The sequence below is a fragment of the Rhizobium phaseoli genome, assembly GCF_003985125.1.
In the GTDB taxonomy this organism is placed as follows: Bacteria; Pseudomonadota; Alphaproteobacteria; order Rhizobiales; family Rhizobiaceae; genus Rhizobium; species Rhizobium phaseoli.
In genome coordinates this window covers 50,278-76,710 of record NZ_ML133570.1, presented here as the reverse complement: position 1 = coordinate 76,710, position 26,433 = coordinate 50,278, and the positions used below count along the sequence as shown (strand labels likewise).

26 protein-coding genes are annotated in these 26,433 nt (G+C 61.5%); 16 read left to right on the top strand and 10 right to left on the bottom strand.

Annotation, left to right across the window (positions count from 1 at the left end):
* Positions 1-10: 10 nt before the first annotated feature.
* The 3 genes from EFD56_RS12225 to ruvC are packed head-to-tail and all read right to left on the bottom strand — an operon-like array spanning position 11 to position 1,234.
* Positions 11-424, bottom strand: a complete 414-nt coding sequence (locus EFD56_RS12225; protein ID WP_126905373.1) for a type II toxin-antitoxin system VapC family toxin — start codon at positions 422-424, stop codon at positions 11-13.
* On the bottom strand, positions 424-675 hold the full coding sequence (locus tag EFD56_RS12220) for an AbrB/MazE/SpoVT family DNA-binding domain-containing protein (RefSeq protein WP_010004698.1): 252 nt from the start codon (positions 673-675) through the stop codon (positions 424-426). Before EFD56_RS12220 ends, EFD56_RS12225 begins: the two co-directional genes overlap by 1 nt.
* A 46-nt stretch (positions 676-721) precedes the next feature.
* Positions 722-1,234 carry a crossover junction endodeoxyribonuclease RuvC gene (gene ruvC / locus EFD56_RS12215; RefSeq protein ID WP_126905372.1) on the bottom strand — a complete coding sequence of 171 codons (513 nt, stop codon included), beginning with the start codon at positions 1,232-1,234 and terminating at the stop codon, positions 722-724.
* 241 nt (positions 1,235-1,475) lie between these two features.
* On the opposite strand from ruvC, the gene EFD56_RS12210 reads away from it, so the two are divergent.
* Both EFD56_RS12210 and EFD56_RS12205 read left to right on the top strand, forming a co-directional pair.
* Positions 1,476-3,791 carry a methyl-accepting chemotaxis protein gene (locus EFD56_RS12210; RefSeq protein ID WP_126905371.1) on the top strand — a complete coding sequence of 772 codons (2,316 nt, stop codon included), beginning with the start codon at positions 1,476-1,478 and terminating at the stop codon, positions 3,789-3,791.
* Between the two features lie 123 nt (positions 3,792-3,914).
* Positions 3,915-4,916 carry an LLM class flavin-dependent oxidoreductase gene (locus EFD56_RS12205; RefSeq protein WP_012485107.1) on the top strand — a complete coding sequence of 334 codons (1,002 nt, stop codon included), beginning with the start codon at positions 3,915-3,917 and terminating at the stop codon, positions 4,914-4,916.
* A 72-nt stretch (positions 4,917-4,988) separates the two neighbouring features.
* On the opposite strand, the gene EFD56_RS12200 is transcribed toward EFD56_RS12205, so the two are convergent.
* On the bottom strand, positions 4,989-5,735 hold the full coding sequence (locus EFD56_RS12200; protein WP_012485106.1) for a YebC/PmpR family DNA-binding transcriptional regulator: 747 nt from the start codon (positions 5,733-5,735) through the stop codon (positions 4,989-4,991).
* Between the two features lie 141 nt (positions 5,736-5,876).
* On the opposite strand from EFD56_RS12200, the gene EFD56_RS12195 reads away from it, so the two are divergent.
* Positions 5,877-6,380, top strand: a complete 504-nt coding sequence (locus EFD56_RS12195) for a pyridoxamine 5'-phosphate oxidase family protein (RefSeq protein ID WP_029532164.1) — start codon at positions 5,877-5,879, stop codon at positions 6,378-6,380.
* A 17-nt stretch (positions 6,381-6,397) separates the two neighbouring features.
* Here EFD56_RS12195 and EFD56_RS12190 read toward each other — a convergent pair whose 3' ends face one another.
* The 6 genes from EFD56_RS12190 to EFD56_RS12165 form a co-directional block, all read right to left on the bottom strand.
* Positions 6,398-7,246: an MBL fold metallo-hydrolase gene (locus EFD56_RS12190; RefSeq protein ID WP_126905370.1), complete on the bottom strand. Its 849-nt coding sequence runs from the start codon at positions 7,244-7,246 to the stop codon at positions 6,398-6,400.
* Positions 7,247-7,355: 109 nt separating this feature from the next.
* Positions 7,356-8,180, bottom strand: coding sequence for a TIGR00282 family metallophosphoesterase (locus tag EFD56_RS12185; RefSeq protein WP_126905369.1), 825 nt, complete (start codon positions 8,178-8,180; stop codon positions 7,356-7,358).
* Between the two features lie 3 nt (positions 8,181-8,183).
* Complete coding sequence (locus EFD56_RS12180; protein ID WP_126905368.1) at positions 8,184-8,771, bottom strand: 5-formyltetrahydrofolate cyclo-ligase; 588 nt, start codon at positions 8,769-8,771, stop codon at positions 8,184-8,186.
* A gap of 130 nt (positions 8,772-8,901) precedes the next feature.
* A complete protein-coding gene (locus EFD56_RS12175) occupies positions 8,902-9,822 on the bottom strand; it encodes an NAD-dependent epimerase/dehydratase family protein (RefSeq protein WP_126905367.1) in 921 nt (306 codons plus the stop codon).
* Complete coding sequence (locus EFD56_RS12170; protein ID WP_064828373.1) at positions 9,819-10,643, bottom strand: glycosyltransferase; 825 nt, start codon at positions 10,641-10,643, stop codon at positions 9,819-9,821. The genes EFD56_RS12175 and EFD56_RS12170 overlap by 4 nt, the downstream gene beginning before the upstream one ends.
* A gap of 202 nt (positions 10,644-10,845) precedes the next feature.
* Positions 10,846-12,066, bottom strand: a complete 1,221-nt coding sequence (locus EFD56_RS12165) for an NAD-dependent epimerase/dehydratase family protein (protein ID WP_126905366.1) — start codon at positions 12,064-12,066, stop codon at positions 10,846-10,848.
* 163 nt (positions 12,067-12,229) lie between these two features.
* On the opposite strand from EFD56_RS12165, the gene ybgC reads away from it, so the two are divergent.
* The 13 genes from ybgC (at position 12,230) to EFD56_RS12100 (ending at position 26,428) form a co-directional block, all read left to right on the top strand.
* Positions 12,230-12,685 carry a tol-pal system-associated acyl-CoA thioesterase gene (ybgC, locus tag EFD56_RS12160; RefSeq protein WP_004671619.1) on the top strand — a complete coding sequence of 152 codons (456 nt, stop codon included), beginning with the start codon at positions 12,230-12,232 and terminating at the stop codon, positions 12,683-12,685.
* Between the two features lie 368 nt (positions 12,686-13,053).
* The gene (gene tolQ, locus EFD56_RS12155; protein ID WP_004671617.1) at positions 13,054-13,773 is read left to right on the top strand and encodes a protein TolQ; all 720 of its coding nucleotides are present in this window, start codon (positions 13,054-13,056) and stop codon (positions 13,771-13,773) included.
* 18 nt (positions 13,774-13,791) lie between these two features.
* The gene (tolR, locus tag EFD56_RS12150) at positions 13,792-14,247 is read left to right on the top strand and encodes a protein TolR (RefSeq protein ID WP_003566333.1); all 456 of its coding nucleotides are present in this window, start codon (positions 13,792-13,794) and stop codon (positions 14,245-14,247) included.
* A gap of 8 nt (positions 14,248-14,255) precedes the next feature.
* The gene (locus EFD56_RS12145) at positions 14,256-15,395 is read left to right on the top strand and encodes a hypothetical protein (RefSeq protein WP_126905365.1); all 1,140 of its coding nucleotides are present in this window, start codon (positions 14,256-14,258) and stop codon (positions 15,393-15,395) included.
* Positions 15,396-15,704, top strand: a complete 309-nt coding sequence (locus EFD56_RS12140) for a hypothetical protein (protein ID WP_126905364.1) — start codon at positions 15,396-15,398, stop codon at positions 15,702-15,704.
* A gap of 20 nt (positions 15,705-15,724) precedes the next feature.
* Positions 15,725-17,035, top strand: a complete 1,311-nt coding sequence (gene tolB / locus EFD56_RS12135) for a Tol-Pal system beta propeller repeat protein TolB (RefSeq protein WP_010008051.1) — start codon at positions 15,725-15,727, stop codon at positions 17,033-17,035.
* 151 nt (positions 17,036-17,186) lie between these two features.
* Positions 17,187-17,720, top strand: coding sequence for a peptidoglycan-associated lipoprotein Pal (gene pal / locus EFD56_RS12130; protein WP_004671607.1), 534 nt, complete (start codon positions 17,187-17,189; stop codon positions 17,718-17,720).
* A gap of 159 nt (positions 17,721-17,879) precedes the next feature.
* On the top strand, positions 17,880-18,869 hold the full coding sequence (gene ybgF, locus EFD56_RS12125) for a tol-pal system protein YbgF (protein WP_037141178.1): 990 nt from the start codon (positions 17,880-17,882) through the stop codon (positions 18,867-18,869).
* An 11-nt stretch (positions 18,870-18,880) separates the two neighbouring features.
* Positions 18,881-20,338, top strand: coding sequence for a tRNA lysidine(34) synthetase TilS (gene tilS / locus EFD56_RS12120; protein ID WP_126905363.1), 1,458 nt, complete (start codon positions 18,881-18,883; stop codon positions 20,336-20,338).
* A 96-nt stretch (positions 20,339-20,434) separates the two neighbouring features.
* Positions 20,435-22,366: an ATP-dependent zinc metalloprotease FtsH gene (gene ftsH / locus EFD56_RS12115; protein ID WP_126905362.1), complete on the top strand. Its 1,932-nt coding sequence runs from the start codon at positions 20,435-20,437 to the stop codon at positions 22,364-22,366.
* 240 nt (positions 22,367-22,606) lie between these two features.
* Positions 22,607-23,959: a phosphoglucosamine mutase gene (gene glmM / locus EFD56_RS12110; protein ID WP_126905361.1), complete on the top strand. Its 1,353-nt coding sequence runs from the start codon at positions 22,607-22,609 to the stop codon at positions 23,957-23,959.
* Between the two features lie 266 nt (positions 23,960-24,225).
* Positions 24,226-25,062 (top strand): outer membrane protein, encoded by an 837-nt coding sequence (locus tag EFD56_RS12105; protein ID WP_126905360.1) that lies wholly within the window; start codon positions 24,226-24,228, stop codon positions 25,060-25,062.
* Positions 25,063-25,249: 187 nt separating this feature from the next.
* Positions 25,250-26,428 (top strand): phosphoserine transaminase, encoded by a 1,179-nt coding sequence (locus EFD56_RS12100; protein ID WP_064825592.1) that lies wholly within the window; start codon positions 25,250-25,252, stop codon positions 26,426-26,428.
* Positions 26,429-26,433: the final 5 nt, after the last annotated feature.

The window sequence follows — 26,433 nt, the reverse complement described above, 5'->3', positions numbered from 1 at the left end:
GCGCGGTCTCTCAAGGGTGCGTTTCGGGCGTGATAAGTTCAACGGAGGGGAAATAAGATCGGTATCCGCCGGGGTCGCGGGTCAAAATCTTGTAGCCTCTTATCGCCGCATGGGCGCCGATGAGGAAGTCGGGCAATATCTGATCGCGCCGTCCGCCGGCGCGACGGTAAAGCCGGAAGGCTTGAGCTGCGGCGAAGACAGCCGGCCAAGGCAGGTTCTCGCGGCGGAATTCATCCTGCGGAAGCAGTTGCTCGACTTCATCCATATCTTCGTAGCGAACGGAAAATTCGGAATAGATGATCGGATTTATAAGGACCGGGCCATCTCTGAAGACGTCGAGCATTTTTCGACGCGACCAATCGTGCCAGTCCGAACCGGCCACAGCCAGATCGACGAGTATATTTGTATCGACAAGCGTTGCCATCAGCGATCACGGGTCATCGACATGAGGTCTTCGGCATCAATCGCCTGATCGCCGGTGCCTTCGAGACGGCGGATCGTCTGCAGGAAACGGTCGAGCCGGCCCCGATCCTCGATCTCCTGCTTGCAGTTCTTCGGCGAGAGAACCAGCTTGCCATTCTCGATCGAGAAGATGACCTCGCTGTTGGCCTCGATGCCGGCGAGCTCTCTGAGATCGCGAGGAATGGTGACCTGGCCTTTGGACGTGACGCGCATCTTGCTGCTCCTTCGAAGTAAGAATTATCCTTACTGTTGGAACAAGTCAAGAACAGACCAGTGCCTGCCGCATCCGATTGCTGCCGCGATTGTGGGCATGACAGATGGCGATCGCCAGGGCGTCGGCGGCATCGTCGCCCTTGAATTCGACTTTCGGCATCAGGATCTTTAACATCATGTGAATCTGATGTTTTTCGCCGTGGCCGACGCCGATGACGGCTTTCTTGACGGCGTTGGGCGCATATTCGGAGACGTGCAGACCGGCACGCGCCGGCACCAGCATGGCGATGCCGCGGGCCTGGCCAAGCTTGAGGGTCGCCACCGCATCTTTGTTGACGAAGGTCTGTTCGACGGCGGCCTCATCCGGCTTGTAAGCGTGGACGACCTCCGCCAGGCCATCATGCAGCTGGCAGAGGCGGGAGGCGAGATCCATGTCTCCGTCGGAGGTCACGGTTCCCGAGGCTACAAACCGCAGGGAATTGCCCAGCGTGTCGATGATTCCCCAGCCGGTGCGGCGAAGTCCTGGATCGATGCCGACGATGCGAATCGTATTTTGCATGGTTTAACCTATAGCGACTGCGAAATAACTGCCATCGATATGTGAACAAAACAAAAACCTTCTCGAATAAGCCGCTCCATTTACCGCGAATTAAAACAGATGCTTGAATTCTAGTGTCAAATACGAAGGGGGTCTCGTGTCGCAAAGAGATAAGCCCCCGAGGTTCTGTTTGAAGATCGGCCGATCAGGCTCATGCCGCCTGCCCGCGCCGGCAGACGCGTTCAGAAGGGGTTCGTCGTACATGGCTCAGAGATTTCAATCCCTGTCCTTCAAGGTCATTGCCACATTCATCCTGATGACCGTGCTGTCGATCGCGGTGATCGACGTGCTCGCCTATTTCGCCAGCAGCCGCATCTCAGACGAGCAGGCGCTGAAGGCCAAGGAGAGCGTGCTGATCTTCCGCGGCGACATGCTGCAGGACCAGCTGGCGCAGCTCGAGAACCAGGCCAATTCCATTGCCCGCATCGAGGCGCTGCAGATGTCGATCACCAGCCTGAAGAGCGGCTGGAAGACCATCGAGAAGACCTCCGGCGATGCCCGCGCCGAGCTGAAGAAAGTCTTCATCACGGCCAATCCCAACCCGGCCGATCAGCGCGAGAAGCTGATGAAGCCTGAAGCGCCGAGCGGCTTTTATTATTCGAACCATGAAAAGACGCAGGGCGAAGTCGCCCGCGACCTCGAAGACACTGCTTTCAGCGATCTCTTGATCGCCGATCTCGATGGTTCCGTTCTCTATTCCTACAAGAAGGAAGACGACTTCGCCGAGAATCTGAAGTCGGACGCTTGGAAGACGACCGGCGCTGGCATCGCTTTCGCCAAGGCGATCGAGAATACCGCCAAGGCGACCGATGATGCCGCACCGACAGGCTTTTCCGGGCTCCGCGTCGATGCGGCCAGCGGCAGGTCGGCGATCTTCTATGCCGTGCCGATCGTCAAGCTCGGCGCGGCCAAGGGCATCATCCTGTTCAAGGTGCGTGACGACATCGTCGCCAGCATCCTGGCAAAGGGGATTGTTCAGGGCAGCACCGCGCGGGCGGCGATCGTCTCTGCCGATGGTTCAGCGATCGGTCTCGATGCGAGCGGCAAACTTGCGACGCTCGATGCCGCTCCCTTCACCTTCATCAAGGACGCGCTTGCCAGTTCGGCGATGACGGTGGCCGATTTCAACAGGACGGACGGCTCAGCGCGCGCCTATGTCCGCGGCATCGATTATCGCGGCGATCGCTTCCTCGTGGTCGAAAGCGTGCTGCTCAGCGAACTCAATGCCGGCTCGCTGGAGATCGCCACTTTGCTGACGATGATCGGCATCGGCGTGCTCGTCGTCATGGCGATCGCCACCGGCCTCGTCACCAATTTTCTGTTCTCGCCGCTTGCGCGGCTTGCCGGCGTCACGCGCGATGTCGCCGACGGCAAGCTCAACACCGAGATCGGCAGCCTGAGCCGAAAAGATGAGATCGGCACGATGGCCAACGCGCTTGCCCGCTTCCGGCAGTCGCTGATCGAAGGCCGCGAACTGGAAGCCGCCAGCGAAGAGACACGCCTACAGGCCGAGCAGGACCGCCAGCAGAACCTTGCCGAGCGCGAGGCAGAGGCGCAGACGCTGCAGCAGGTGGTGGAGGCGATCGATGAGGGCCTGCATCATCTGGCGAACGGGGATCTCGCCTATCAGATCGATCGGCGCTTCCCGAACGAGCTCGAAAGCCTGCGCATCAATTTCAACGAAGCGCTCGCGACGCTGAGCGAAACCATGACGGCCATCGGCGGCAACTCGATGGCGGTGCGGGCCAGCTCCGAGGAGATGCGTACCGGCGCCGACGAGCTTGCCGGGCGCACCGAGCGCCAGGCCGGCTCGATCACTGAGACGGCGAATGCAATCAGCGCGATCACCCAGTCCGTCCGCCGGCAGATCGAGCGGGCCGAACAGGCCGAGCGCATCGCCCGCGACGCCAAAAAGGAGACGACCGGCTCCGGCCAGATCATGCGTGAGACGATCGCGGCCATGGAGGCGATCCAGACCTCCTCACGCCAGATCAACACAATCATCTCCGTCATCGACGACATCGCCTTCCAGACCAACCTTCTGGCGCTCAATGCCGGTGTCGAGGCGGCGCGCGCCGGTGAATCGGGCAAGGGTTTTGCTGTCGTCGCCATGGAAGTGCGCGAGCTCGCCCAGCGCTCGTCGAGCGCGGCCAAGGAGATCTCCAGCCTGCTGCAGAAATCGACGCATGAGGTCGAAAGCGGCGTATCGCTTGTGGAAAGGGCAGGTGTCGCGCTGACCGGCATCGGCGCGCATGTCGAGGCGATCAACGGGCAGATCAACGAGATCATGGAATCGACCCGCGAGGAGGCCAATACGCTGCGGGAGATCAACAGCGCCGTCGCCGAACTCGACGCGATGACACAGCAGAATGCCTCGATGGTTGAGGAGACGACGGAAGCGATCCACCGGCTGGCGACGGAAGCCCTGGAAATGGATCGCCAGCTCGGCAATTTTACGCTGCCGCACAGCGACCACAGGCCGAGCGCCGAGGTGCATGTGCTGCGCCGTCACCGGTAGGCACTGCTTCCGGCATCCCGCCTGGGCCGCGTTCGCCGGCCCTTTTGTTTGCGTGCATGGTTTGGAATGGCGCGGGCGCGAACCTACATAGGCTGCATCGTTCAACTGGCCGGCAGGTTTCCCATGGTTCCCTTCTCCATCCTCGACCTTTCCCCCGTTGCCGAAGGCAGCACCGTCAGCCAGTCGCTCGAAAGCTCGGCGCGAATGGCCCGCAAGGCCGAGGAATTCGGCTACAAGCGCTTCTGGCTCGCCGAACATCACGGCATGCCGGGGATCGCCAGTGCAGCCACCGCCGTCGTCATCGGTCATGTCGGGGCGGCGACGAAAAGCATCCGCATCGGCTCCGGTGGCATCATGCTGCCCAATCATTCTCCACTCGTCATCGCCGAGCAGTTCGGCACCTTGGAGGCGCTCTTCCCCGGCCGCGTCGATCTCGGCCTCGGACGTGCGCCGGGGACGGATATGCGCACGGCACAGGCGCTGCGGCGAAACCTTGAGGCCGGCGCCAACAGCTTTCCGAACGACGTGGTCGAACTGCAGCAGCTGCTCGGCACGCCTGTCGAGAACCAGGCGATCCTCGCCGTTCCCGGCAGCGGTTCGCGTGTTCCGATCTGGCTGCTCGGCTCCAGCCTCTACAGCGCCCAGCTTGCCGCCATGCTCGGGCTTCCCTATGCCTTTGCGTCGCATTTCGCGCCCGACATGCTGCTCGATGCGATCGGCATCTACCGCGATCGCTTCCAACCCTCGTCGACGCTCGACAAGCCCTATGTGATGGTCGGCGTCATGGGCGCGGTAGCGGCGACGGACGAGGAGGCGCGCTATCATTTCACTTCGGCTCAGCAGCAGTTCGTCAACTTGCGCCGCAATGTCCGCGGTCCGTTTCCGCGACCGGTGGCCGATATGGAGGCGTTCTGGTCACCGATGGAGAAGATGAACGTCGAAAACACGCTGCGTTATGCCGTGGTCGGCTCGCCGGAGACGGCGGAGACAAAACTGACAGCGTTTCTCAAGGAAACGCAGGCCGACGAGGTGATCATCTCCATGCCGATCCATGATATCGAGACGCGGCTGAGATCGGTGGAACTATTCGCGGGCCTCGGAAACTTCATGCGGGTGGCCGCATAGGTTCGCAACGCGCGGCTCGGGACAAAAAACCCGGCGTCACGGCCGGGTTTTTCATGGAGGATCGTTGGAAGGTCAGGCCGAGAGCTTCGCCAGCACTTCTTCCGAGACCTCGAAATTGGAATAGACGTTCTGCACGTCGTCATCATCTTCCAGGCTGTCGATCAGCTTCATCAGCGACTGGGCTTTTTCCTCGTCCACCGGCACATTGTTCTGGGCGCGCCAGACGGCCTTGACGGTTTCGGCTTCGCCGAGGCCGGACTCCAGCGCTTTTGAGACGTCGCCGAGGGCTTCGAAGGCGCAGGTGATGTAGTGGCCCTCTTCATCGGTCTCGACGTCGTCGGCGCCGGCTTCGATCGCGGCTTCCATCACCTTGTCAGCATCCCCGACCGAAAGCTTGTAGGTGATTTCGCCGACATGGTCGAAGGAGAAGGACACGGAACCGGTTTCGCCGAGAGCGCCGCCGGCCTTGGTGAAGATCGAGCGGACGTTGGAGGCGGTGCGGTTGCGATTGTCGGTCAGGGCTTCGACGATGATCGCCGTGCCGCCGGGACCATAACCCTCGTAGCGGACTTCGTCATAGTTTTCGCCGTCGGCGCCGGCTGCCTTCTTGATGGCGCGATCGATGTTGTCCTTCGGCATGGACTGGGCCTTGGCGTTCTGGATCGCCAGGCGAAGACGGGCATTCATCGTCGGGTCGGGCAGGCCGGCCTTGGCGGCAACGGTGATTTCGCGCGCGAGCTTGGAGAACATTTTCGACCGCACGGCATCCTGACGGCCCTTGCGGTGCATGATGTTTTTAAACTGTGAATGGCCAGCCATGGCACCCCTGTTCACGTCTCATTGTTCGGAATGGGCCGCCTTATAAGAGCGAAACGGCACCCGTTCAAGGGAAAAGCAATTCGGAACAAAGGCGAAAGGATGACGTTTCAACCGAACTCTATCCAATGGAAAGGAACGGTCATGGCTAGTCTCAGCGAGGCGCAGGAACAACCGGCACGTCAACTCTGGGATCAGGTCAACGGCGTTCATGCCGGAATGCTCGGAATTTCCGGGCTGGATATGCACATGCAGCCGATGGCGCCCCATGCAGATCCCACCACCAACACGATCTGGTTCTATACCAAGACCGACGCCGATATCGTGCGCTCCATCAAGCCCGGCAGCCGCGCCCATTTCTGCGTCATCGGCAAGGATCATGACTATCACGCCTGTCTTTCCGGCGTGATCGAGGTGCGCCCCGACCCTTCCAAGATCGAGGAATATTGGAGCTCGATGGTGGCGGCCTGGTATGACGGCGGCAAAAAAGATCCCAAGCTCACCATGTTATCTCTACATATCGACGACGCCGAGATCTGGGTTTCCACTGGCAACACGCTGAAGTTCGGCTGGGAGATCGCCAAGGCCAATCTCGATGACGACAAGATGCCTGACGTCGGCATCAAGCGCCATCTGCAGTTCGCCTGAGCAAACGCCGGGCCGTTTTACCGGACGCCCTTCAGCACATAGATCAATGGCTTCTTCGGCAGCGTGCGCAGGGAGACGGTGATGCTGTCATCGGGTGCATAGGCGACATCGAAGTCCTTGCCGAACATGGAGAGGAAGGCATCGACCGGCGGCCCGCGGCGGTGCATCGGCAGGATCAGCGACGAGCGCAGCCGCTTGATGACACGGCTCATGCTGTCGGCGCCCATGGTCAGGCCGCCGTCGACCGGCACCATGACGACGTCGAGGCGGCCGATCTCGGTATATTGGGTCTCAGTCAGCTCGTAATGCAGATGGCCGAGATGGCCGATGCAAAGGCCGGCAATTTCAAAAACGAAAATCGAGTTTCCATTCTGCTGCGAGCCGCCGAGGCCATAGCTGAAGCGGATATCCGTGGTGATGTTGCGAATATGGGCGTCTCCGACCACAAGATCGATCTTGGCTGCCTCGCCGGGCACATCGCTCCACCCATGCAGCACATGCTTGATGCCCGGCTCGGGCGTCAGGGTGAAGTGGGTCGGGTGAGCTTTGTTCATGGTCACGACGTCGGGCGTTATCGCCGGCCGGTACCAGCCGTTGTAGTCCGTCGCGATGACAATACCGGCGGGAGTGTCGATCTCGAAGGTGGAGTGGCCGAGGAAGGTCAGTTTGACGTCCTCGCCCTCGGTGACGGCCGGCTCCGGCTGCTCGCTGCCGGAGAAGCTTGCAAAGGTGGCCCGCGGGATGGACTGCGCGATCGCCTGACAGTGGCTGACGGGCGGTCGCTGCTGCTGCGCCCTTGCTGCGGGACCCGATAGGATGAAGGCGGCAAGGCATGCGATCGCGAGAACAAGATGTTGCGGCTTCATGCCACCCCTCCGGCGCTTTCACGAGAAGGCCGGAGAATGCGGCAAGAGGTCGCAGCGGTCCAGACCGGAGATACTCACAATCGTGTGTGGGGTCTGGGTCGAGCGAGCCTTACCGCCAGAACTCCGGCACTGTCTCGGCCAGGCGCGGTCCGAGCCGCAGCGGCGCGATCTTTTCGGCCAGTCCCGTCACGTCGGAAATCTCGACGCCGACGCCGCAGATCGTTGCCGGGCCGCTTGCCGCTTCCATGCGGCCCTTCGGCATCTTGGAGATGAAGCGGTTGAGCGGCTCCTCCTTGTCCATGCCGAGGGAGGAATCATAGTCCCCACACATGCCGGCATCCGACATATAGGCCGTGCCGCCGTTCAGGATCTGTGCATCGGCGGTCGGCACGTGGGTATGGGTGCCGACGACGAAGCTGGCGCGGCCGTCGACGAAATGGCCGAAACACTGCTTCTCGCTGGTCGCTTCCGCATGGAAATCGAAGATGATCGCATCGGCCTGCTCCTTCAGCGGGCATGCGTCGAGGATCACCTCCGCCGATTTGAAGGGATCGTCGAGTTCCGGATGCATGAAGACCCGGCCCATCACATTGGCGACGAGCACGCGCGCGCCGTTCCTGGCATAGAAAAGGCCGGAGCCACGGCCGGGCGTGCCCTGGGGATAGTTGGCCGGCCGCAGAAACTGATCGTGGCGTCCGGCAAAGGCGACCGCTTCCTTCTGGTCCCAGACGTGATTGCCTGTGGTCACCACATCAGCGCCGGCATTGATCGTTTCCAGAAAGATATCCTCGGTGATGCCGAAGCCGCCGGCGGCATTCTCGCCGTTGACAACGATGAAATCGAGCCTCAAGTCGGAGATCAGGCCGGGAAGGCGGTCCCAGACTGCCGTGCGTCCCGTCTTGCCGACCATGTCACCCAAAAAAAGCAGCCGCATTCCCTATCCAATCCAAGAGGCAAAAAAGCGAAGGCCGCTTTCTGTCAGGATGGCATCCAGGCTTATGTCGTGCGGCTCGTCGGGCACATGTGCCACTTCCTGGCAGTCGAATGCAATGCCGATCAGCTTCGGATGCAAGCCTTTCTCTCTTAGCCGGCTGATGGCGCGGTCATAGTAGCCGGCGCCGTAACCGATGCGATGGCCGCGGGCATCGAAGGCCGAAAGCGGCACCAGCATGATCTCGGGATCGAGAATGGCGGCCCCCGCGTCGGGGCCGACCGTGCCGAAGCCGGTCTCGATAAGAGGCAGCCCTTCCGTCAGTTCCCGAAAGGCGATGGTCTGCTTGTCGAGGATCGCCGGCACGCATAGCCGCGCGCCGCGCGCTGCAAACCGGGTCATTAGCGGCCGCATATCGGCCTCGGACCGGATCGGCAGGAAACCGGAGACGATCGTGCCGGGCGCAAAGGCGACGGCCTCGCCGGCATGATCTGCCATTGCAAGGCTTTTGGAGATGCGCTCCTCAGGAGCGATGCTGTCGCGGGCTCCCAGCCGTTCATTGCGCAACTGCGCTTTCAGTTCTCGTGCGGTCATTCGATCTGCCGGATGTGAGAGGTTCGGCCCGAGCATAGACGGCTGGAGGTCCGATGCAAATGCAGGCTGCGACAGGAGCGCGGTTTCACGCCGTGTCAGCCTGCGGCCTGCGGTTGTCAGACGAGGATGCCTATCGCTTCTGCGTCGATTCGCGGGCCGGCGGCGTCGGCAGCGCGGCGGCCAGCCGCCGCATTGTTTCGTCGAACAGAAGGGTTCCGCCCGGCATCCAGCCGAGCGCGCGGATTTTCGCCGTGCTCATCGGATTGAGCGCTGTGTTGTCGGCCGGAGCCGGCAGCGCATGACGGCAGCCGGTCTCACGGCGGATGGGTCCCAGAATGTCGCGGGTGTCGACGACGATGTCCGACACGTTGAAGATCTCGCCGGAGATGCGCGTGCTTTCCGTCTCCAGCATCAGCCGCACCGCGCGTCCGAGGTCGCGGCCGTGAACCTCCGTGCCAGCGCGGGGAGCGATGGGCCGGCCGGCGCAATAATCGTCGATGAGGCCGTCCCATTTGTTTGGCGAGAGATCGCCATAGATGCCGGTCGCCCTCAGACTGACGCCGGCAAAACCGGGAGTCGACAGGTGGGTCAGTGCGCCCTCGGCGTCGAGCTTGATCTGGCCGTAGAGCGTCTCCGGCTTCGGGAGCATTGTTTCGGTAAGCTCGGTTCCCGCAGGGTGTTCGCCATAGGCCGCCCGGCTGGACAGGAAGACGCAGCGGCGGGTGCCGGCGCGTTTGGCGGCCTCGAAAAGCCGGACGGTGCCGTCGAGGTTCAACCTGTGAAAGCTTTTCGGATCATCCCCCTCGCCGCCGCGATATTTGCCGGGGATATGGCTGAAGGCGGCGTGGACGAAGAAATAGGCGTCGTCGAAAACGTCGATCTGATCCTGTTCGGGATCGAGGGAGAGCGCTGCGAACTCGACCGGGCGGGAGAAGAGGCGGGGATGCGGCGCCCGGCGTCCGCCGACGATCACCTGATAGCCGGCGCTCAGAAGTTCCTCGACGACATAGCGGCCGACGAGACCCGTTCCGCCGGATACCAATACCTTCATGCTGCCCCTTCCGGATTAGTGAGCGCCGCGATCTCGGGCACGTCGCCGCCATCGTGGAAACGGTGCCATAAATCGACCAAAGGTTGTAGCTGCGCTGCCTTGGGATGATCCTTTTCCCATGGTTTTTCATATTGGTAGTGCAGGATCGAGACGCTCTTCCAGTCCCAAAGCGCCGGCATGGTGAACCATACATATTGTAGCATGTTGAAATAAACCGGCAGGCCGTGCCAATCCGGGAAGAACGTCTCGAGAAAGGTCTGATCGGTGCGGCGCCAGAAGGTGTCCGGCCTGTCGAGCCTTTCGAGCATGTGCCGGAATGTGTCATGCGACGGCGTGGCGACGAAGACGCCGGAATTCATGCGGCGGAAATCGGTGAGGCTTTCATAGACATTGGGGGCGGCGGAAAATTCCGGATAGAGGAAGAGCCTGTCGACATTTTTCAGCACCAGGGCATCGGCGTCGATGAAGACGCAGCGTTGGTATTCGACGAGCTGCCAGAGCCTCAGCTTGCAGAAATTGTCGAGCGGCGAATGAAACGCCGGCTTGCGGCCCTTGGTGAAAGGCGCTGCCGAATGGAGATGACCGCGGGCGTGGCGTTCGTTGAAGGCATCGGAGAGCGGCAGGTGCTCGACTTCGATCAGGCGGCAGCCGAGGGTCGCGAGCGGGGCGAGGGCGGCTGCATCGGCCCCGCCGGTATGGAGGACGACGATGTCGGCGCGGGTTCCGGTCCGGCGCAGGGAGCGGGCAAGCGCGGTCGCGCCCATGGCGTAGTCGGCGTTGGTGACGAGGGTGACGTAGGCGAGGCTCGAGGTAGACGTCATCGGTCCCAGCCGCCTCCACGCGCGCCCCCATTCCTGTGCTTGTCACAGGAATCCAGCCACGGCGCGTCCGCGCCGCGAATGACTCTTCTACGCCCAAAGACTTGGGCGCGCTGGATTCCTGTGACATCCCTCGGGTCAAGCCCGAGGACAGGAATGAGGGGGAGTTCGTCGGACTGACGGCGTTCTAATAACAAACCATTGCTCATGACACCGACTTCAGCCGCTTGCCTTCCGGATCATGATTGATTGTCGCGGCAATGTCCTTGGTCCAGGCGGAGACGGCCGGTACGCGCGCGCGGTCGACGCGATAGGCGAATTTCTTCGCCACGTCGACGATCTCGCCGAGCAGGCCGGCTTCCAGGGTGATCGGCTCGAGGCCGAGATTGCGGAACTTTTCGTTGCGCACGATCAGCTCGTTTTCGGCAGCTTCCTTGCGCGGATTGGGCAGCCAGGCAATTGTGGCACCGCTGATTCTCGCGATCATCTCGGCGAGATCGCGCACCCGGTGGGTTTCCGTCATCTGATTGAATATTTCGACGCGGGCGCCGCGGACCGGCGGGTTCTTCAGCGCCAGCTCGATGCAGCGCACCGAATCCTGGATATGGATAAAGGCGCGGGTCTGGCCGCCGGTGCCGTGCACGGTCAGCGGATAGCCTATCGCCGCCTGGATGAGGAAGCGGTTCAGCACCGTGCCGTAATCGCCGTCGTAGTCGAAACGGTTGATGAGTTGCGCATGACGGCGCGTCTGCTCGGTGTGCGTGCCCCAGACGATGCCTTGGTGCAGGTCGGTGATCCGCAAGCCGTCATTCTTGGCATAGAACTGGAAGAGAAGCTGATCCAGGCACTTGGTCATGTGGTAGATCGAGCCGGGATTGGAGGGGTAGAGGATTTCCTGACTGATCGTCTCGCCGCCCGCCGTTTCGATGCCGACCGGTAGGTAACCTTCGGGGATCGCCGCGCCGACCGTCGAATAGCCATAGACGCCCATGGTGCCGAGGTGAATGAGGTGGGCATCGAGGCTGAGTTCGGTCAGGGCGTTCAAGAGGTTGTGCGTGGCGCTGACATTGTTGTTCACAGTGTAGTTCTTGTGGCGGTCGCTCTTCATCGAATAGGGCGCGGCACGCTGTTCGGCGAAGTGGATGATGGCATCGGGGCGATGTTCTGAGAGCCAGTTCTTCAGGAGTTCGTAATCCCTGGCGAGATCGATCAGGTTGAAGTGGATGCGGCGTCCCGTTTCGGCATGCCAGATGCGGGTGCGCTCCTGGATCGAATCCATCGGTGTCAGCGACTGAACGCCGAGTTCGGTGTCGATCCAGCGGCGCGAGAGATTGTCGAGGATATGGACGTCATGACCGGCATCGGAGAGATGCAGCGACGTTGGCCAACCAATGAAACCGTCTCCGCCCATAACCGCAATCTTCATCGCATCGTCTCCTGATCGGTCGCTCATTATCGGGAATAGTTAGGAATTATGACAATCATTCAATGGCTGGCGGCGGCGCATTCAATGCTTGCCGGCAAGGCATTCAATGCTTGCCTGTCGAGAAGCGTTGCGCCAAAGAGGGCACCTCAGTTTGGAGAAAATTATGACGGAACGCCCTTTTTCCATTTCGGGAGAGCTGACGGAGGCCGGACATCGCCTCGTCCAGCGGGTTTATTATGAGGACACGGATTTCTCCGGCCTGGTCTATCACGCCCGCTACCTGCATTTCCTCGAGCGCGGCCGCACCGATTATCTGCGCTGCCTCGGCGTCGAACAGCGCGAGCTCGTCAGCGCCGATGAGGAGGGGCTTGTCTTCGTCGTCCATCGCATGGAGATCGACTTCAAGAGCCCGGCGCGCATGGATGACGTGCTGACGATCCTGACGCACACGGAAAAAGCCGGTGGCGCCAAAATGGTGCTCAACCAGCAGATCCGCTCGGGCGAAACGCTGCTGATCGCGGCCAAGGTGATCATCGCCGTCATCAACGCCAAGGGGCGGCCGCGGCGGCTGCCGGAAACGCTTGCAGCGAAATTCCTGGAAGGCAGCACGCCGCTATAGCGTCGAATCGGCTTAAATTCGGCTTGTAAAAACTTGATCTTTATGTGAAGGAATTCCCGCGCAGGATGAGCGCTCTTCGGCCGCCGGATAATGCTCCGGTCAAGTAATCCAGGAATAAATCTCCCGAATACAGGCTTGCTGTCATAGTCCGGCACTAACCGTCTATTAACCATAATAGTGTCTTACTGGGAAAGTCGGAGTTTGTGCGGTGCACGCCTTCCTTTGACCAAATTTGACGGCAAGAAGGCGGAAGAAGAGCTTGGAAGCTTGACCAGGGCTTTGGGCGGCGGTCGCCGGACACTTCTTGCGAGATCATTTTGTGCCGCCCGGTCCAGCACCGGGCGTTTGGATTCGGGGATTTTGGATCAATGGAACAAGTAGGATTGGCAGCAGCCACGACGGACGTCAGCCTCTGGTCGCTTTTCATGCAGGCCGGCATCGTCGTCAAGCTCGTCATGCTCGGGCTCATCGCAGCCTCTGTGTGGACCTGGGCGATCGTCATCGACAAATACCTGGCCTATGGCCGCGCACGGCGCCAGTTCGACAAGTTCGAACAGGTGTTCTGGTCGGGCCAGTCGCTGGAAGAACTCTATCGCTCGCTGTCGGAGCGCAACAATACCGGCCTGGCATCGATCTTTGTCGCCGCCATGCGCGAGTGGAAGAAATCTTTCGAACGCGGCGCCCGTTCGCCGATCGGCCTGCAGATGCGTATCGACCGCGCGATGGACGTGACGCTCGCCCGTGAAACCGAATATCTCGGCGCCCGTCTCGGATCGCTTGCGACCATCGGCTCGGCCGGCCCCTTCATCGGCCTCTTCGGCACGGTCGTCGGCATCATGACATCGTTCCAGGCGATTGCCGGTTCGAAGTCGACCAACCTCGCGGTCGTCGCACCCGGCATTGCCGAAGCGCTGCTTGCCACCGCGATCGGCCTCGTCGCCGCTATTCCGGCGGTTATTGCCTATAACAAGTTCTCCGCCGATGCCGGCAAACTCTCGGCGCGCATGGAAGGCTTCGCGGACGAATTCTCCGCCATACTTTCGCGCCAGATCGACGAGAAGCTGCAGCCGCGTGCTGCCGCTCAGTAACCAACGGAGTATTCTGACATGGGTATGGCTGTTGGAGGCAATGGCGGCGGGGGCGGCGGGCGCCGCCGTCGCGGCGGTCGGAACAAGGCCGTCATCTCCGAAATCAACGTGACGCCGCTCGTCGACGTCATGCTGGTGCTTCTGATCATCTTCATGGTCGCCGCACCGATGATGACCGTCGGCGTGCCGATTGACCTGCCGGAAACGCAGGCCAAGGCGCTGAATTCCGAGACGCAGCCGATCACCATCTCCGTCAAGAATGACGGCGAGGTATTCCTGCAGGAAACGCCGATCCCGGCCGCCGAGATCGCCGCCAAGCTCGAGGCGATCGCCACCACCGGCTATAACGAACGCATCTTCGTGCGCGGCGACGCGACAGCACCTTACGGCGTCATCGCCGACGTCATGGCGCGCATCCAGGGCGCCGGCTTCAAGAATATCGGCCTGGTGACGCAGCAGAAGAAGGACCAATAGCGTTCAAGATGAAGACCAGCGTCGTCACATCTGCTGTTCTGCACTGCCTGGTGCTGACCTGGGCGATGGTATCGCTCAGCGCCCCCGAATCCTTCAAGGTGGAGGATTTCGAGGCGATGCCGGTCGATCTCGTGCCGGTGGAATCCATTACCCAGTTGCAGCAGGGCGACAAGAAGGCTCCGAAGAAGGAGACGTCCGCACCGGTGCCGACGACACGGCCGCCTATCGCGCAACCGGCAGAAAACGCCGGCGACAACAATGTCGACCTGAAGACGCCGCCGGTGCCGAACGCCAAGCCGAGCAACAGCGAGGCGGCCGCCGCCAATTCCAGCGAAAAGCCGCTTCCGCAGGTCGATCCCAAGCCGAACGACCTCAAGGAAGTCAACAAAGAAGAGACCGAGGTCGAGCAGCCGAAGGAAGTAGCTTCGATACCGCCGCCGAAGCCGGTCGAAGTGACGCCGCCGAAGCCTCAGGAAAAACCGCCGGAAGAACAGGCCAAGCCTGAGGAGCCGCCGAAGCCGGATGCCGAAGCATTGCCGGACAAGGTGCCGACGCCGGTCGTCAAGCCACAGGTAAAGCCGCCGGAACCGCAGAAGCCTGCCGAAAAGCCGCCGGAAAAGACACCGGATCAGCCGAAGGCTGCGGAAGCACCGACGGACAAGAAGAAGGCTGACAAGAAGCAGGAAGTGGCGAAATCCGCTTCGTCAATGAAGAGCGACTTCAATGCCGACGAGATTTCGGCCTTGCTGAACAAGACCGATCCTTCGGCCGGCGGCGCCAAGCGTTCGACGCAGGAGGCATCGCTGGGGGCGAAGAAGAGTAACGGCGGCTCGAAACTCAGTCAAAGCGAAGAAGATGCAATGCGCAGCCTGATCGAGGGTAATTGGCTGATCACTCCGGGGATGGAAGGCCTTTCCGGCATGGTCATCAAGGTGCACATGAAGCTCGACAGGGACGGCAACATTATCGGCCAGCCGGAAGTCGAGTCATCAGGTGGCAGCAGCAGCGATTCCACACGCCGTGCGTTGGAAAGCGGGGCTTATAGAGCTGTTATGAAATCCGCGCCCTTCACGACGCTTCCGAAGGACAAGTACGACGCCTGGAACGAGTTCGATCTCAACTTCGATCCTAGCAGCATGGGAATCTAGATGCTGATGGATCTCTGCCATGGCAAGAATTCGGTGACGGCTGCCGTCACGCTCAGCGCAGTTCTGACCTGTGCGCTTGATGCGTCAGCACAATCGAATGGCATGGCGATTTCCGAAAAACCGGCCGCAATCGTCGGCTCGTCCGAGGTGACAGCGGCAGGCGGCAGCGCAGCCGCTGGGAAAGCCCTGTCGGCTGCGGCTCTTCGCGCGGTGTTGCGTTCGTCCCCGTTCACCATGCTTCCGAAAGAAAATTACGAGTCCTGGAGGGAAGTCGTCCTGCGCTTCGAATCCGGCGATCCGACTCCATAGATGCTGAAAGGCTGTTTGGTATGATGAAGTGTTCCTTTTTCCGCGCTATTTTGGTTGCAGTCGGTCTGATGGCCGCTGCCGTCGTCGCGACGCCGGCCAATGCGCTGGTCACGCTCGACATCCGAAAGGGCAATGTCCAGCCAATGCCGATTGCGGTGACGGACTTCCTGCAGGGCGATATGGGCGCGCAGGTTTCGCAGGTCATTGCAGCTGATCTGCAGCGATCCGGTCTGTTCGCGCCGATCAACAAGAGCGCTTTCATCGAGAAGATTTCCAACCCGGACGCTTCGCCGCGTTTCGAAGACTGGAAGGTTATCAATGCGCAGGCGCTGGTCACCGGCCGGGTGACGCAGGAGGCCGACGGGCGTCTTCGTGCCGAATTCCGCCTCTGGGATCCGTTCGCCGGCCAGCAGATGACCGGCCAGCAGTTCTATACGCAGCCGGAGAACTGGCGGCGTGTCGCGCACATCATCGCCGATGCGATCTACAAGCAGATCACCGGTGAAGAAGGCTATTTCGACACCCGTGTCGTCTTCGTCTCCGAATCCGGCACCAAGCAGCAGCGCAAGCGTCAGCTGGCGATCATGGACCAGGACGGCTTCAACGTGCGGATGCTGACCGATGGCAGCGATCTCGTACTGACGCCGCGCTTCTCGCCGAACCGGCAGGAAGTCACCTACATGTCCTTCGCCAACCAGCAGCCGCGTGTCTATCTGTTGCAGCTCGAAACCGGGCAGCGCGAGGTCGTCGGCAACTTCCCCGGCATGACCTTCTCGCCGCGCTTCTCGCCGGATGGCCAGAAGGTCATCATGAGCCTGCAGCAGGAAGGCAATTCCAACATCTATACGATGGACCTACGCTCCCGCACGACGACGCGGCTGACCTCGACGGCGGCGATCGACACTTCGCCCTCTTATTCGCCCGACGGTGCCCGCGTCAGCTTCGAAAGCGACCGTGGCGGCAAGCCGCAGATCTACGTGATGAATGCCGATGGTTCCGGCCAGACCCGCATTTCCTTCGGCGACGGCTCCTATTCGACGCCGGTCTGGTCGCCGCGCGGCGATCTCATCGCCTTCACCAAGCAGGCGGGCGGCAAGTTCTCGATCGGCGTGATGAAACCGGACGGTTCGGGCGAACGCATCCTGACGACCGGCTTCCACAATGAGGGCCCGACCTGGGCGCCGAACGGCCGGGTGCTGATGTTCTTCCGTCAGGCGGCAGGCGCCGGTGGTCCGCAGCTCTATTCGATCGATCTGACCGGCTACAACGAACAACTCGTCAAGACGCCGAGCTACGGTTCCGACCCGGCCTGGTCGCCGCTTCTGGAGTAAGAGGCGCGGCAATGCCTTCTTGTCGCCCCAGAATCATGGAAACCGGGCGACTACGGGACAAATCAGTAAATCATTAACCATAAACTTTGAGGGGCGGTTAACCGAGTGCGGTTACTGTCCGGAAACCCTGAAATCGCAAGGAGACCCGGCCATGAGCCGAATTCACACCCCGGCAATGAGCCGCATGCAGAATTTCGCCCGCAACCCCGTCATGATCGCGCTTGTGGCCGGTCTCGCGCTGGCAAGCTGCGCCAAGAAGCCGCCGAACAGCGCCGGCGAGCTCGGCCTCGGCGGCGGCGCGGGTGGTGCTGCAACGCCGGGTTCTGCCCAGGACTTCACGGTGAATGTCGGCGACCGCATCTTCTTCGATACCGACTCCTCGTCGATCCGCGCCGATGCCTCGCAGACGCTCGACCGTCAGGCGCAGTGGCTCGCCCGCTACCCGAACTATCAGATCACCGTCGAAGGCCATGCCGACGAACGCGGCACCCGCGAGTATAACCTGGCGCTCGGTGCTCGCCGCGCCGCTGCCGCCAAGGACTACCTCGCTTCGCGCGGCGTTCCGGCGCAGCGCATGAAGACGATCTCCTACGGCAAGGAACGTCCGGTCGCCGTTTGCGACGATATTTCCTGCTGGTCGCAGAACCGTCGCGCGGTCACCGTGCTCGGCGGCGCCGGCATGTAATTTGCCGATATAATTCGTTGTCTGAAGGCGGTCCCATCAGGGGCCGCCTTTTCTTTTTGACCACACTTTGGCCAGACTCCGTTGCTTTTTGACAGCAATTGGAAAAATCTCCTGTTCGTGCCTTAAGGCGCGAAGAATCACTGGGACAGGACGATACATATGAAGAAACTTGTCGTGGCAGGCATGCTGTGCCTCGCGGCTGTGACCGGAAGCGAGCGGGTGGCCTATTCGGCCTCGTTCTTCGGGCTGAATCTCGGCGGCCGATCCGCGGAAAACCAGGCGGCCCCGCCTGTTATCAAGGTACAGAGCGGCGACGCCGAGGTGCGCGTGCAGCAGCTTGAAGAGCAGCTGCGGCAGCTGAACGGCCGGATCGAGGAGATGAGCTTCCAGCTGCTGCAGATGCAGGAGACGATCCGCAAGCAGCAGGAAGACAATGAATTCCGCTTCCAGCAGCTCGAAAAGACCGGTTCCGGCGGCGGTGGCGCCAAGGCTCCCGTCAAGAAGAGCGAGACCGATGCCGCTCCGGCAGCCTCCGGCGGGGACGATGTCGCCAGGGTGATCCAAGCACCGCAGGGAGCCGAAACGGCTCCCTCCACCGATGTGCCAGACAATACCGGCCTCGGCCAGCCGCCGAAGCAGCTTGGCTCGATCGACTTCGATCAGAACGGCAACGCCGTCGGCGGAACCGTCGACGAAAAAGCCAATATCGGCTCCGGCCCGATTCCCGATGCCAACGGCAAGACGGCGCAGCAGACGGCGTCGCTCGGTAGTGAGGCGGATCAGTACAAGGCAGCTTACGGCCACGTTCTTTCCGGCGATTACGGCACCGCAGAGCAGGAATTCAACCAATACATCGCCCATTACCCGAGCAGCGCGCGGGCGGCCGACGCCAATTTCTGGCTCGGCGAAGCGCTCTATTCGCAGGGTAAATATAACGAGGCGGCCAAGACCTTCCTCAACGCGCATCAGAAATACGGCAGCTCGGAAAAGGCGCCGGAAATGCTGCTGAAACTCGGCATGTCGCTTGCTGCCCTCGATAATAAGGAAACGGCCTGCGCGACGCTGCGCGAGGTCTCGAAGCGCTATCCAAAAGCTTCGCGCGCCGTCATAGGCAAAGTTGCGAGCGAACAGAAACGCCTCGCCTGCTGAGGTCTTCCGGAATGTCTCCGGAAGCCGCGTCGCCTCATGCGGCGATCCGCCAGTTTCTCCTATCGCTCCAAAGTCCTGCACGCATTCTCGTCGCGATATCGGGCGGCAGCGATTCCACCGGCCTGCTTCTTCTCCTCGACGAAGCCGTGAAGGTCGCGCCTCATCTCAAGGTTTCCCTCTGCGCTGCCACCGTCGATCACGGGCTGCGCGCCGGCTCCGCGGACGAAGCGCAACAGGTTGCAGCGCTCTGCGCATCGCTCGGCATTCCCCACATCATCGCAGCCTGGCAGGGCGAAAAGCCGAAAACCGGCATCATGGCTGCGGCCCGCGAGGCGCGGTACGACCTCTTGGCGGAATCGGCGGAGAGGTTCGGCGCCAATCTCATCGTCACCGGCCATACGCTCGACGATCAGCGCGAAACATTGCAGATGCGCGGCAGGCGAACGGAGCAGGTTTCATCAGGCATCGCCGATGCGGTGCTCTTCGACCGGCGGTTCTGGATTTTGCGGCCGCTTGTTTTTTCCGCCCGGGCGGATATTCGCGCTTTTCTCAAAGATCAGGGTGTTCCGTGGATCGACGACCCCAGCAATGAGGATGTGAAATACGAGCGCGTGCGGGTGCGCCGGCAGTTATCCGCCCGTCGAGCGACCGAGACGGATATTCGCGCGGCCTGGGAGGCGCGGCTGGCGCTGTCGTCCGCAGCAGCCGAATGGCTGGATCGCCATTTCAGGCTTCACGGCGGCCTGCTTGGCCAGGTATCTGTTGATGGTTTGCGGCAGGACCGCGCAGTTCTGGACTATGCGCTCGGCCGTCTGACGGCCGTCTTCGGCGGACAGCCATTCGTGCCGGGGAGGGCGCATATGGGGCGCCTTCTCTCATTTGCCACCGGCGGGGAACCGGGGCGAATGACTGTCGGCCGAGTGGTGTTCGATCGCAGGCGTGACGGGCTTTATTTCACGCGCGAAAGCCGGGGGATATTGCCGCTGGTTCTGCGGCCGGGAGAGGCGGGGGTTTGGGATGGCAGGTTTCGGGTGTGCAATAGACTGGACGCATCAATTGAAGTCGAGGCGGCTGCCGCACACCCTACCTCATTCCTGTGCTTGTCACAGGAATCCAGCGCGCCCAAGTCCTTGGGCGCGGAAGACACTTTGCACTTTACTGAGTCATTCACCGCGCCGACGCGCGGTGGCTGGAATCCTGTGACAAGCACAGGAATGAGGGAGAATATGCGGCACCTGCCCAAGTCCGCTTCGAAGCGCGCCATCGCCTCGGCGCCCGCCTTATCCTCAGAAGGAGCCTATTTATCTCCAGAATCCATCCAGGCGATCGATCTGACGCCCTATTTCGCACCCTTCGACCGCTTTTTGACACGATTTGATTTCATCTTTGCCGATAGGCTTTCGGCGGTTTTCGCGATGGCGCCCTATGCGGGACTGCCTTTTAGAAGTATTGACGGAAAAACCATCTGACCTGGGGGATTGCCTTGGCAACAGCACGGCGCAACCCTATGTTAGAATGAATAAGACCGTCGCCATGAGGCGGCTGTTCCAGTGCTGGGGAGTTCAATGAACCCTAACTTACGTAATTTTGCCTTGTGGGCGATCATAGCACTTCTGCTGATCGCCCTGTTCAGTATGTTTCAGACGGCTCCGGCGCAGACTGGCTCCCGCGAAATCCCCTATTCGCAGTTTCTGCGTGAGGTCGATGCGGGCCGCGTGAAGGACGTCGTGGTCACGGGTAACCGTGTTTCCGGAAGCTATGTTGAAAACGGCACCACCTTTCAGACCTATTCCCCTGTAATCGACGACAGCCTGCTCGATCGCCTGCAGCAGAAGAATGTCCTGGTTTCCGCTCGTCCGGAAACGGACGGTTCTTCGGGTTTTTTGAGCTATCTCGGCACGCTGTTGCCGATGCTTCTCATTCTCGGCGTCTGGCTTTTCTTCATGCGGCAGATGCAGGGTGGCTCGCGCGGCGCGATGGGCTTCGGGAAGTCCAAAGCCAAGCTTCTGACCGAAGCGCATGGCCGCGTGACCTTCGATGACGTCGCCGGCGTCGACGAGGCAAAGCAGGATCTCGAAGAAATCGTCGAATTCCTGCGTGACCCGCAGAAATTTCAGCGTCTCGGCGGCAAGATCCCGCGCGGCGTGCTGCTCGTCGGCCCTCCGGGTACCGGCAAGACGCTGCTCGCCCGCTCGGTCGCCGGCGAAGCCAATGTGCCGTTTTTCACGATTTCCGGTTCCGACTTCGTCGAAATGTTCGTTGGCGTCGGCGCGAGCCGCGTACGCGATATGTTCGAACAGGCGAAGAAGAATGCGCCCTGCATCATCTTCATCGACGAAATCGATGCCGTCGGCCGCCATCGCGGCGCCGGTCTCGGCGGCGGCAACGACGAACGCGAGCAGACTCTGAACCAGCTGCTGGTCGAGATGGACGGCTTCGAGGCGAATGAAGGCGTGATCCTGATCGCCGCCACCAACCGTCCCGACGTCCTTGACCCGGCGCTGCTGCGCCCGGGCCGTTTCGACCGCCAGGTCGTGGTGCCGAACCCCGACATCGTCGGCCGCGAGCGCATCCTCAAGGTGCATGCGCGCAGCGTGCCGCTGGCGCCGAATGTCGATCTCAAGGTTCTCGCCCGCGGCACGCCCGGTTTCTCCGGCGCCGACCTGATGAACCTCGTCAACGAAGCCGCCCTCATGGCCGCCCGCCGCAACAAGCGCGTCGTCACCATGCAGGAATTCGAAGACGCCAAGGACAAGATCATGATGGGCGCCGAGCGCCGCTCTTCGGCGATGACCGAGGCGGAAAAGAAGCTCACCGCCTATCACGAAGCCGGCCACGCCATTACCGCGCTCAATGTCGCCGTCGCCGATCCGCTGCACAAGGCAACGATCATTCCGCGCGGCCGTGCGCTCGGCATGGTCATGCAGCTTCCCGAGGGCGACCGCTACTCGATGAGCTATAAGTGGATGGTATCGCGCCTCTGCATCATGATGGGCGGCCGTGTCGCCGAAGAACTGACGTTCGGCAAGGAGAACATCACCTCGGGCGCATCCTCGGATATCGAGCAGGCCACCAAGCTTGCCCGCGCCATGGTCACCCAGTGGGGCTTTTCCGATCAGCTCGGTCAGGTCGCTTACGGCGAGAACCAGCAGGAAGTCTTCCTCGGTCACTCGGTGTCGCAGTCGAAGAACGTTTCGGAAGCCACCGCGCAGAAGATCGACAACGAAGTGCGTCGCCTGATCGACGAAGCCTATACACAGGCCCGCACGATCCTGACCGAAAAGCACGACGAATTCGTTGCTCTCGCCGAAGGCCTGCTCGAATACGAAACGCTGACCGGCGACGAGATCAAGGCGCTGATCCGCGGCGAGAAGCCTTCGCGCGATCTCGGTGACGACTCGCCGCCGAGCCGTGGTTCGGCCGTGCCGAAGGCCGGCGCGCGGCCGGCCACCAAGGGCGACGAGCCCGAAGCCGGGCTCGAGCCGCAGCCGCATTGAGCGGCGTCACCAGGCTGAACAAGGCCGGATTTCCCTTGGGAGATCCGGCCTTTTCTATTGGTAACGGGATATATTCATTTTTCTCGGTAATTTACGTGCCGATGCCCATGTTTTGTGGCATCCCGATAAATTGAGGCAGGTCTGATTCAGGCGCTCTGGGCTTGACAACGGACCTTTGAAGCCAAATTCGCTTGGAACGATGCGCTGCCTTGAATGGCGCGCGGAAGCGCAGGAGTGCAGATGAAAAGACGCTATTTCGGTACGGATGGCATTCGCGGTCAATCCAATGTCTTCCCGATGACGCCGGATCTCGCCATGCGGGTCGGCATCGCCGCCGGCACGATCTTTCGCCGCGGCAACCATCGCCATCGCGTCGTCATCGGCAAGGACACGCGCCTTTCCGGCTATATGCTGGAGAATGCCATGGTCGCGGGTTTCACCGCCGCTGGCCTTGATGCCTTCATCCTCGGCCCGATCCCGACGCCTGCGGTTGCCATGCTGACCCGTTCGCTGCGGTGCGATATCGGCGTGATGATCTCCGCTTCGCACAATCCTTACGAGGACAACGGTATCAAGCTGTTCGGCCCCGACGGCTATAAGCTGTCCGACGACATCGAGGCCGAGATCGAGGATTTGCTCGAAAAGGATCTGAGCACGCAGCTCGCCAAGTCCGACGACATCGGCCGCGCCAAGCGCGTCGACGGCGTCCATGACCGTTATATCGAACACGCCAAGCGCACGCTGCCGCGCGACGTGACCTTGCAGGGCCTGCGGATCGCCATCGACTGCGCCAACGGCGCCGCCTATAAGGTGGCGCCTGCCGTGCTCTGGGAGCTCGGCGCCGACGTCGTCACCATCGGCAACGAGCCGAACGGCACCAATATCAATCTTAATTGCGGCTCCACCAGCCCGATCGCGCTGCAGAAGAAGGTCGACGAGGTCCGTGCCGATATCGGCATCGCGCTCGATGGCGATGCAGACCGCGTCATCATCGTCGATGAGAATGGTTCGATCGTCGACGGCGACCAGCTCATGGCCGTGATTGCCGAGAGCTGGGCCGAGAGCCAGCAGCTGCGCGGCAATGGCATCGTCGCCACGGTCATGTCCAACCTCGGCCTCGAGCGCTTTCTTGATGAGCGCGGCATGGCGCTCGCCCGCACCAAGGTCGGCGACCGTTATGTCGTCGAGCATATGCGCCAGCACAATTACAATGTCGGCGGCGAGCAGTCGGGCCATATCGTGCTGTCCGACTACGGCACGACGGGCGACGGCCTGGTCGCGGCACTGCAGATCCTTGCCGCCGTCAAACGCACCGGCAGGACCGTCAGCGAGGTCTGCCGCCGCTTCGAGCCGGTGCCGCAGCTGCTGCGCAATGTCCGCATCAGCGGCGGCAAGCCGCTGGAGGATATCCAGGTGCAGAAGGCGATCGCCGATGCCGAAGCCGAGCTTGCCAAGACCGGCCGGCTTGTCATCCGCCCCTCCGGCACCGAGCCGCTGATCCGCGTCATGGCCGAGGGCGACGACCGTGCCCAGATAGAGCGCATCGTCAATGAGCTGATCGGCACGATCTCGAACGTCCGCAGCGCGGCTTAATTCGTCGAATACAGATTACACGAAGAGCCGGCGCGCATGCGCCGGCTTTTTGGTAAATCCATACGCCAGCGAAATCGCGTCGTCGCTTCGCAGCTTCAAAGACTTTCACTGCTGCAATCAAGTTTCCTCTGTCGGAAGCTTCAAGATCCACAGTAAATAATCGTGGTTAAGCAGCTTTTAACGTTTCCGGTTCATTATCCATACGAAGCGTATCAGATTGGCAGCGACTTGAGCCTGCCGATGTAACGGATTTTGGAGTGGGATCCATGAAAAGAAGCTTGTCCGGCATCTTCGCGGCGTTGTTGATCGCGACGAATGCCTATTCCGCGGACCTGGCTCCGGCCGAGCCCATCCCGGAGCAGCCGCCCGAGGTGGCGGTCACTGAAGCGACGGGCTGGTACCTGCGCGGCGATGTCGGTTATGCCTTTACCGATCTTCGCGGCGCCCGCTATTTCCAGGGCAGCAATGCCAACGAAGTCGATTTCGACGACGCTGACCTCGACGACGCATGGACGATCGGCGGCGGTGTCGGTTACCAGATCAACAGCTACCTCCGCACCGATCTGACCTTCGACTATCTCACGCAGGCCGACTTCCGCGGCTCGACGGTCGGGCAGTGCGGCTTCCCGCTGGTGGATTGCACCTCGAGCGACCGCTCTTCGCTGACGGCCTACACGCTGCTGGCCAATGCCTATGTCGATCTCGGCACCTACGGCTACGTCACGCCTTATGTCGGCGCCGGTATCGGCGGCTCCTACGTCAAGTGGAAAAACCTGCGCAACGTCGCCTGCGCCGATGACGGCAGCTTCTGCGACGACGAAGTCACCCACGGCGGCAAGGGCAACTGGCGCTTCACCTACGCCCTCATGGCCGGCGCCTCGGTGGACGTCACCTGCAACTTCAAGGCCGATGTCGGCTACCGCTACCTGCATATCGATGGCGGCAACATGTTCGGCTATGCCGATAATGGCGGCCCGGGCCGCGACAAGGGCCTCAGCGCCCATGAAGTCCGCGTCGGTGGCCGCTATCTGTTCGGCGGCTGCGCCCAGGCGAGCTACGAACCGCCCCCGGAAATTCCACTGCAGCAGCCGGTCTACAAGTAAACTCAATGCTCTTGCATCAGAAAGCCGCCCCCGCAGGGGCGGCTTTTTTCATTTCCGCCACCCCGCCTGCGTCAAAATATCTTCCCTCTGCGACACTTCGATCTTGACTATGACGCCGCCGATCCATACACACGGCGGCGGGACACCCTTCCCCAACGAAGGGCTTTCTATCTGAGAGGATAGCATCATGGCGAAGACCGCAAAGCCGGACATCCGTCCGCACAATACTCATTTTTCTTCTGGCCCCTGCTCGAAGCGCCCTGGTTGGTCGCTCGAAGCCCTTTCCGACGCGGCCCTCGGCCGTTCGCACCGCGCGAAGGTCGGCAAGACCAAGCTCAAGCAGGCCATCGACCTTACCCGTGAAATTCTCGAAGTGCCGGCGGATTACCGCATCGGCATCGTTCCGGCCTCCGACACCGGCGCCGTCGAAATGGCGTTGTGGTCGCTGCTCGGCGAACGCGGCGTCGACATGCTCGCCTGGGAAAGCTTCGGCGCCGGCTGGGTCACCGATGTCGTCAAGCAGCTGAAGCTCAAGGATGTGCGCAGGCTCGAAGCTGGATACGGCGAGCTTCCCGATCTCTCCGCCATCGATTTCGACCGTGACGTCGTCTTCACCTGGAACGGTACGACTTCGGGTGTGCGCGTGCCGAACGGCGATTTCATCCCCGCCGACCGCAAGGGATTGACGATCTGCGACGCCACTTCGGCCGCTTTCGCCCAGGAACTCGATTTCGCCAAGCTCGATGTCGTCACCTTCTCCTGGCAGAAGGTTCTGGGCGGCGAGGGCGCACATGGCGTCATCATCCTTTCGCCGCGCGCCGTCGAGCGCCTCACCACCTATACGCCGGCCTGGCCGCTGCCGAAGATCTTCCGCATGACCTCGGGCGGCAAGCTGACGGAAGGCATCTTCCAGGGCGAGACGATCAACACGCCGTCGATGCTCTGCGTCGAGGACTATATCGATGCGCTGCTCTGGGCCAAGGATCTCGGCGGCCTCAAGGCGCTGATCGCGCGCGCCGATGCCAATGCCAAGGTCATTCACGATTTCGTCGCGGCAAACGACTGGATCGCCAATCTCGCCGTCAAGGCTGAAACGGCCTCCAACACCTCCGTCTGCCTGAAGATCGTCGACAAGGACATCGCGGCTCTCGACGACGATGGCCAGGCGAATTTCGCCAAGGGTCTGGTCGGCCTCCTGGAAAAGGAAGGTGTCGCCTATGACATCGGCCACTACCGCGACGCGCCGTCGGGTCTGCGCATCTGGGCGGGTGCCACGATCGAGGCGTCCGATATGCAGAAGCTGATGCCCTGGCTTTCCTGGGCCTTCGAAACGCAGAAGGCGCAGCTCTCTCAGGCCGCCGCCTGACGTGA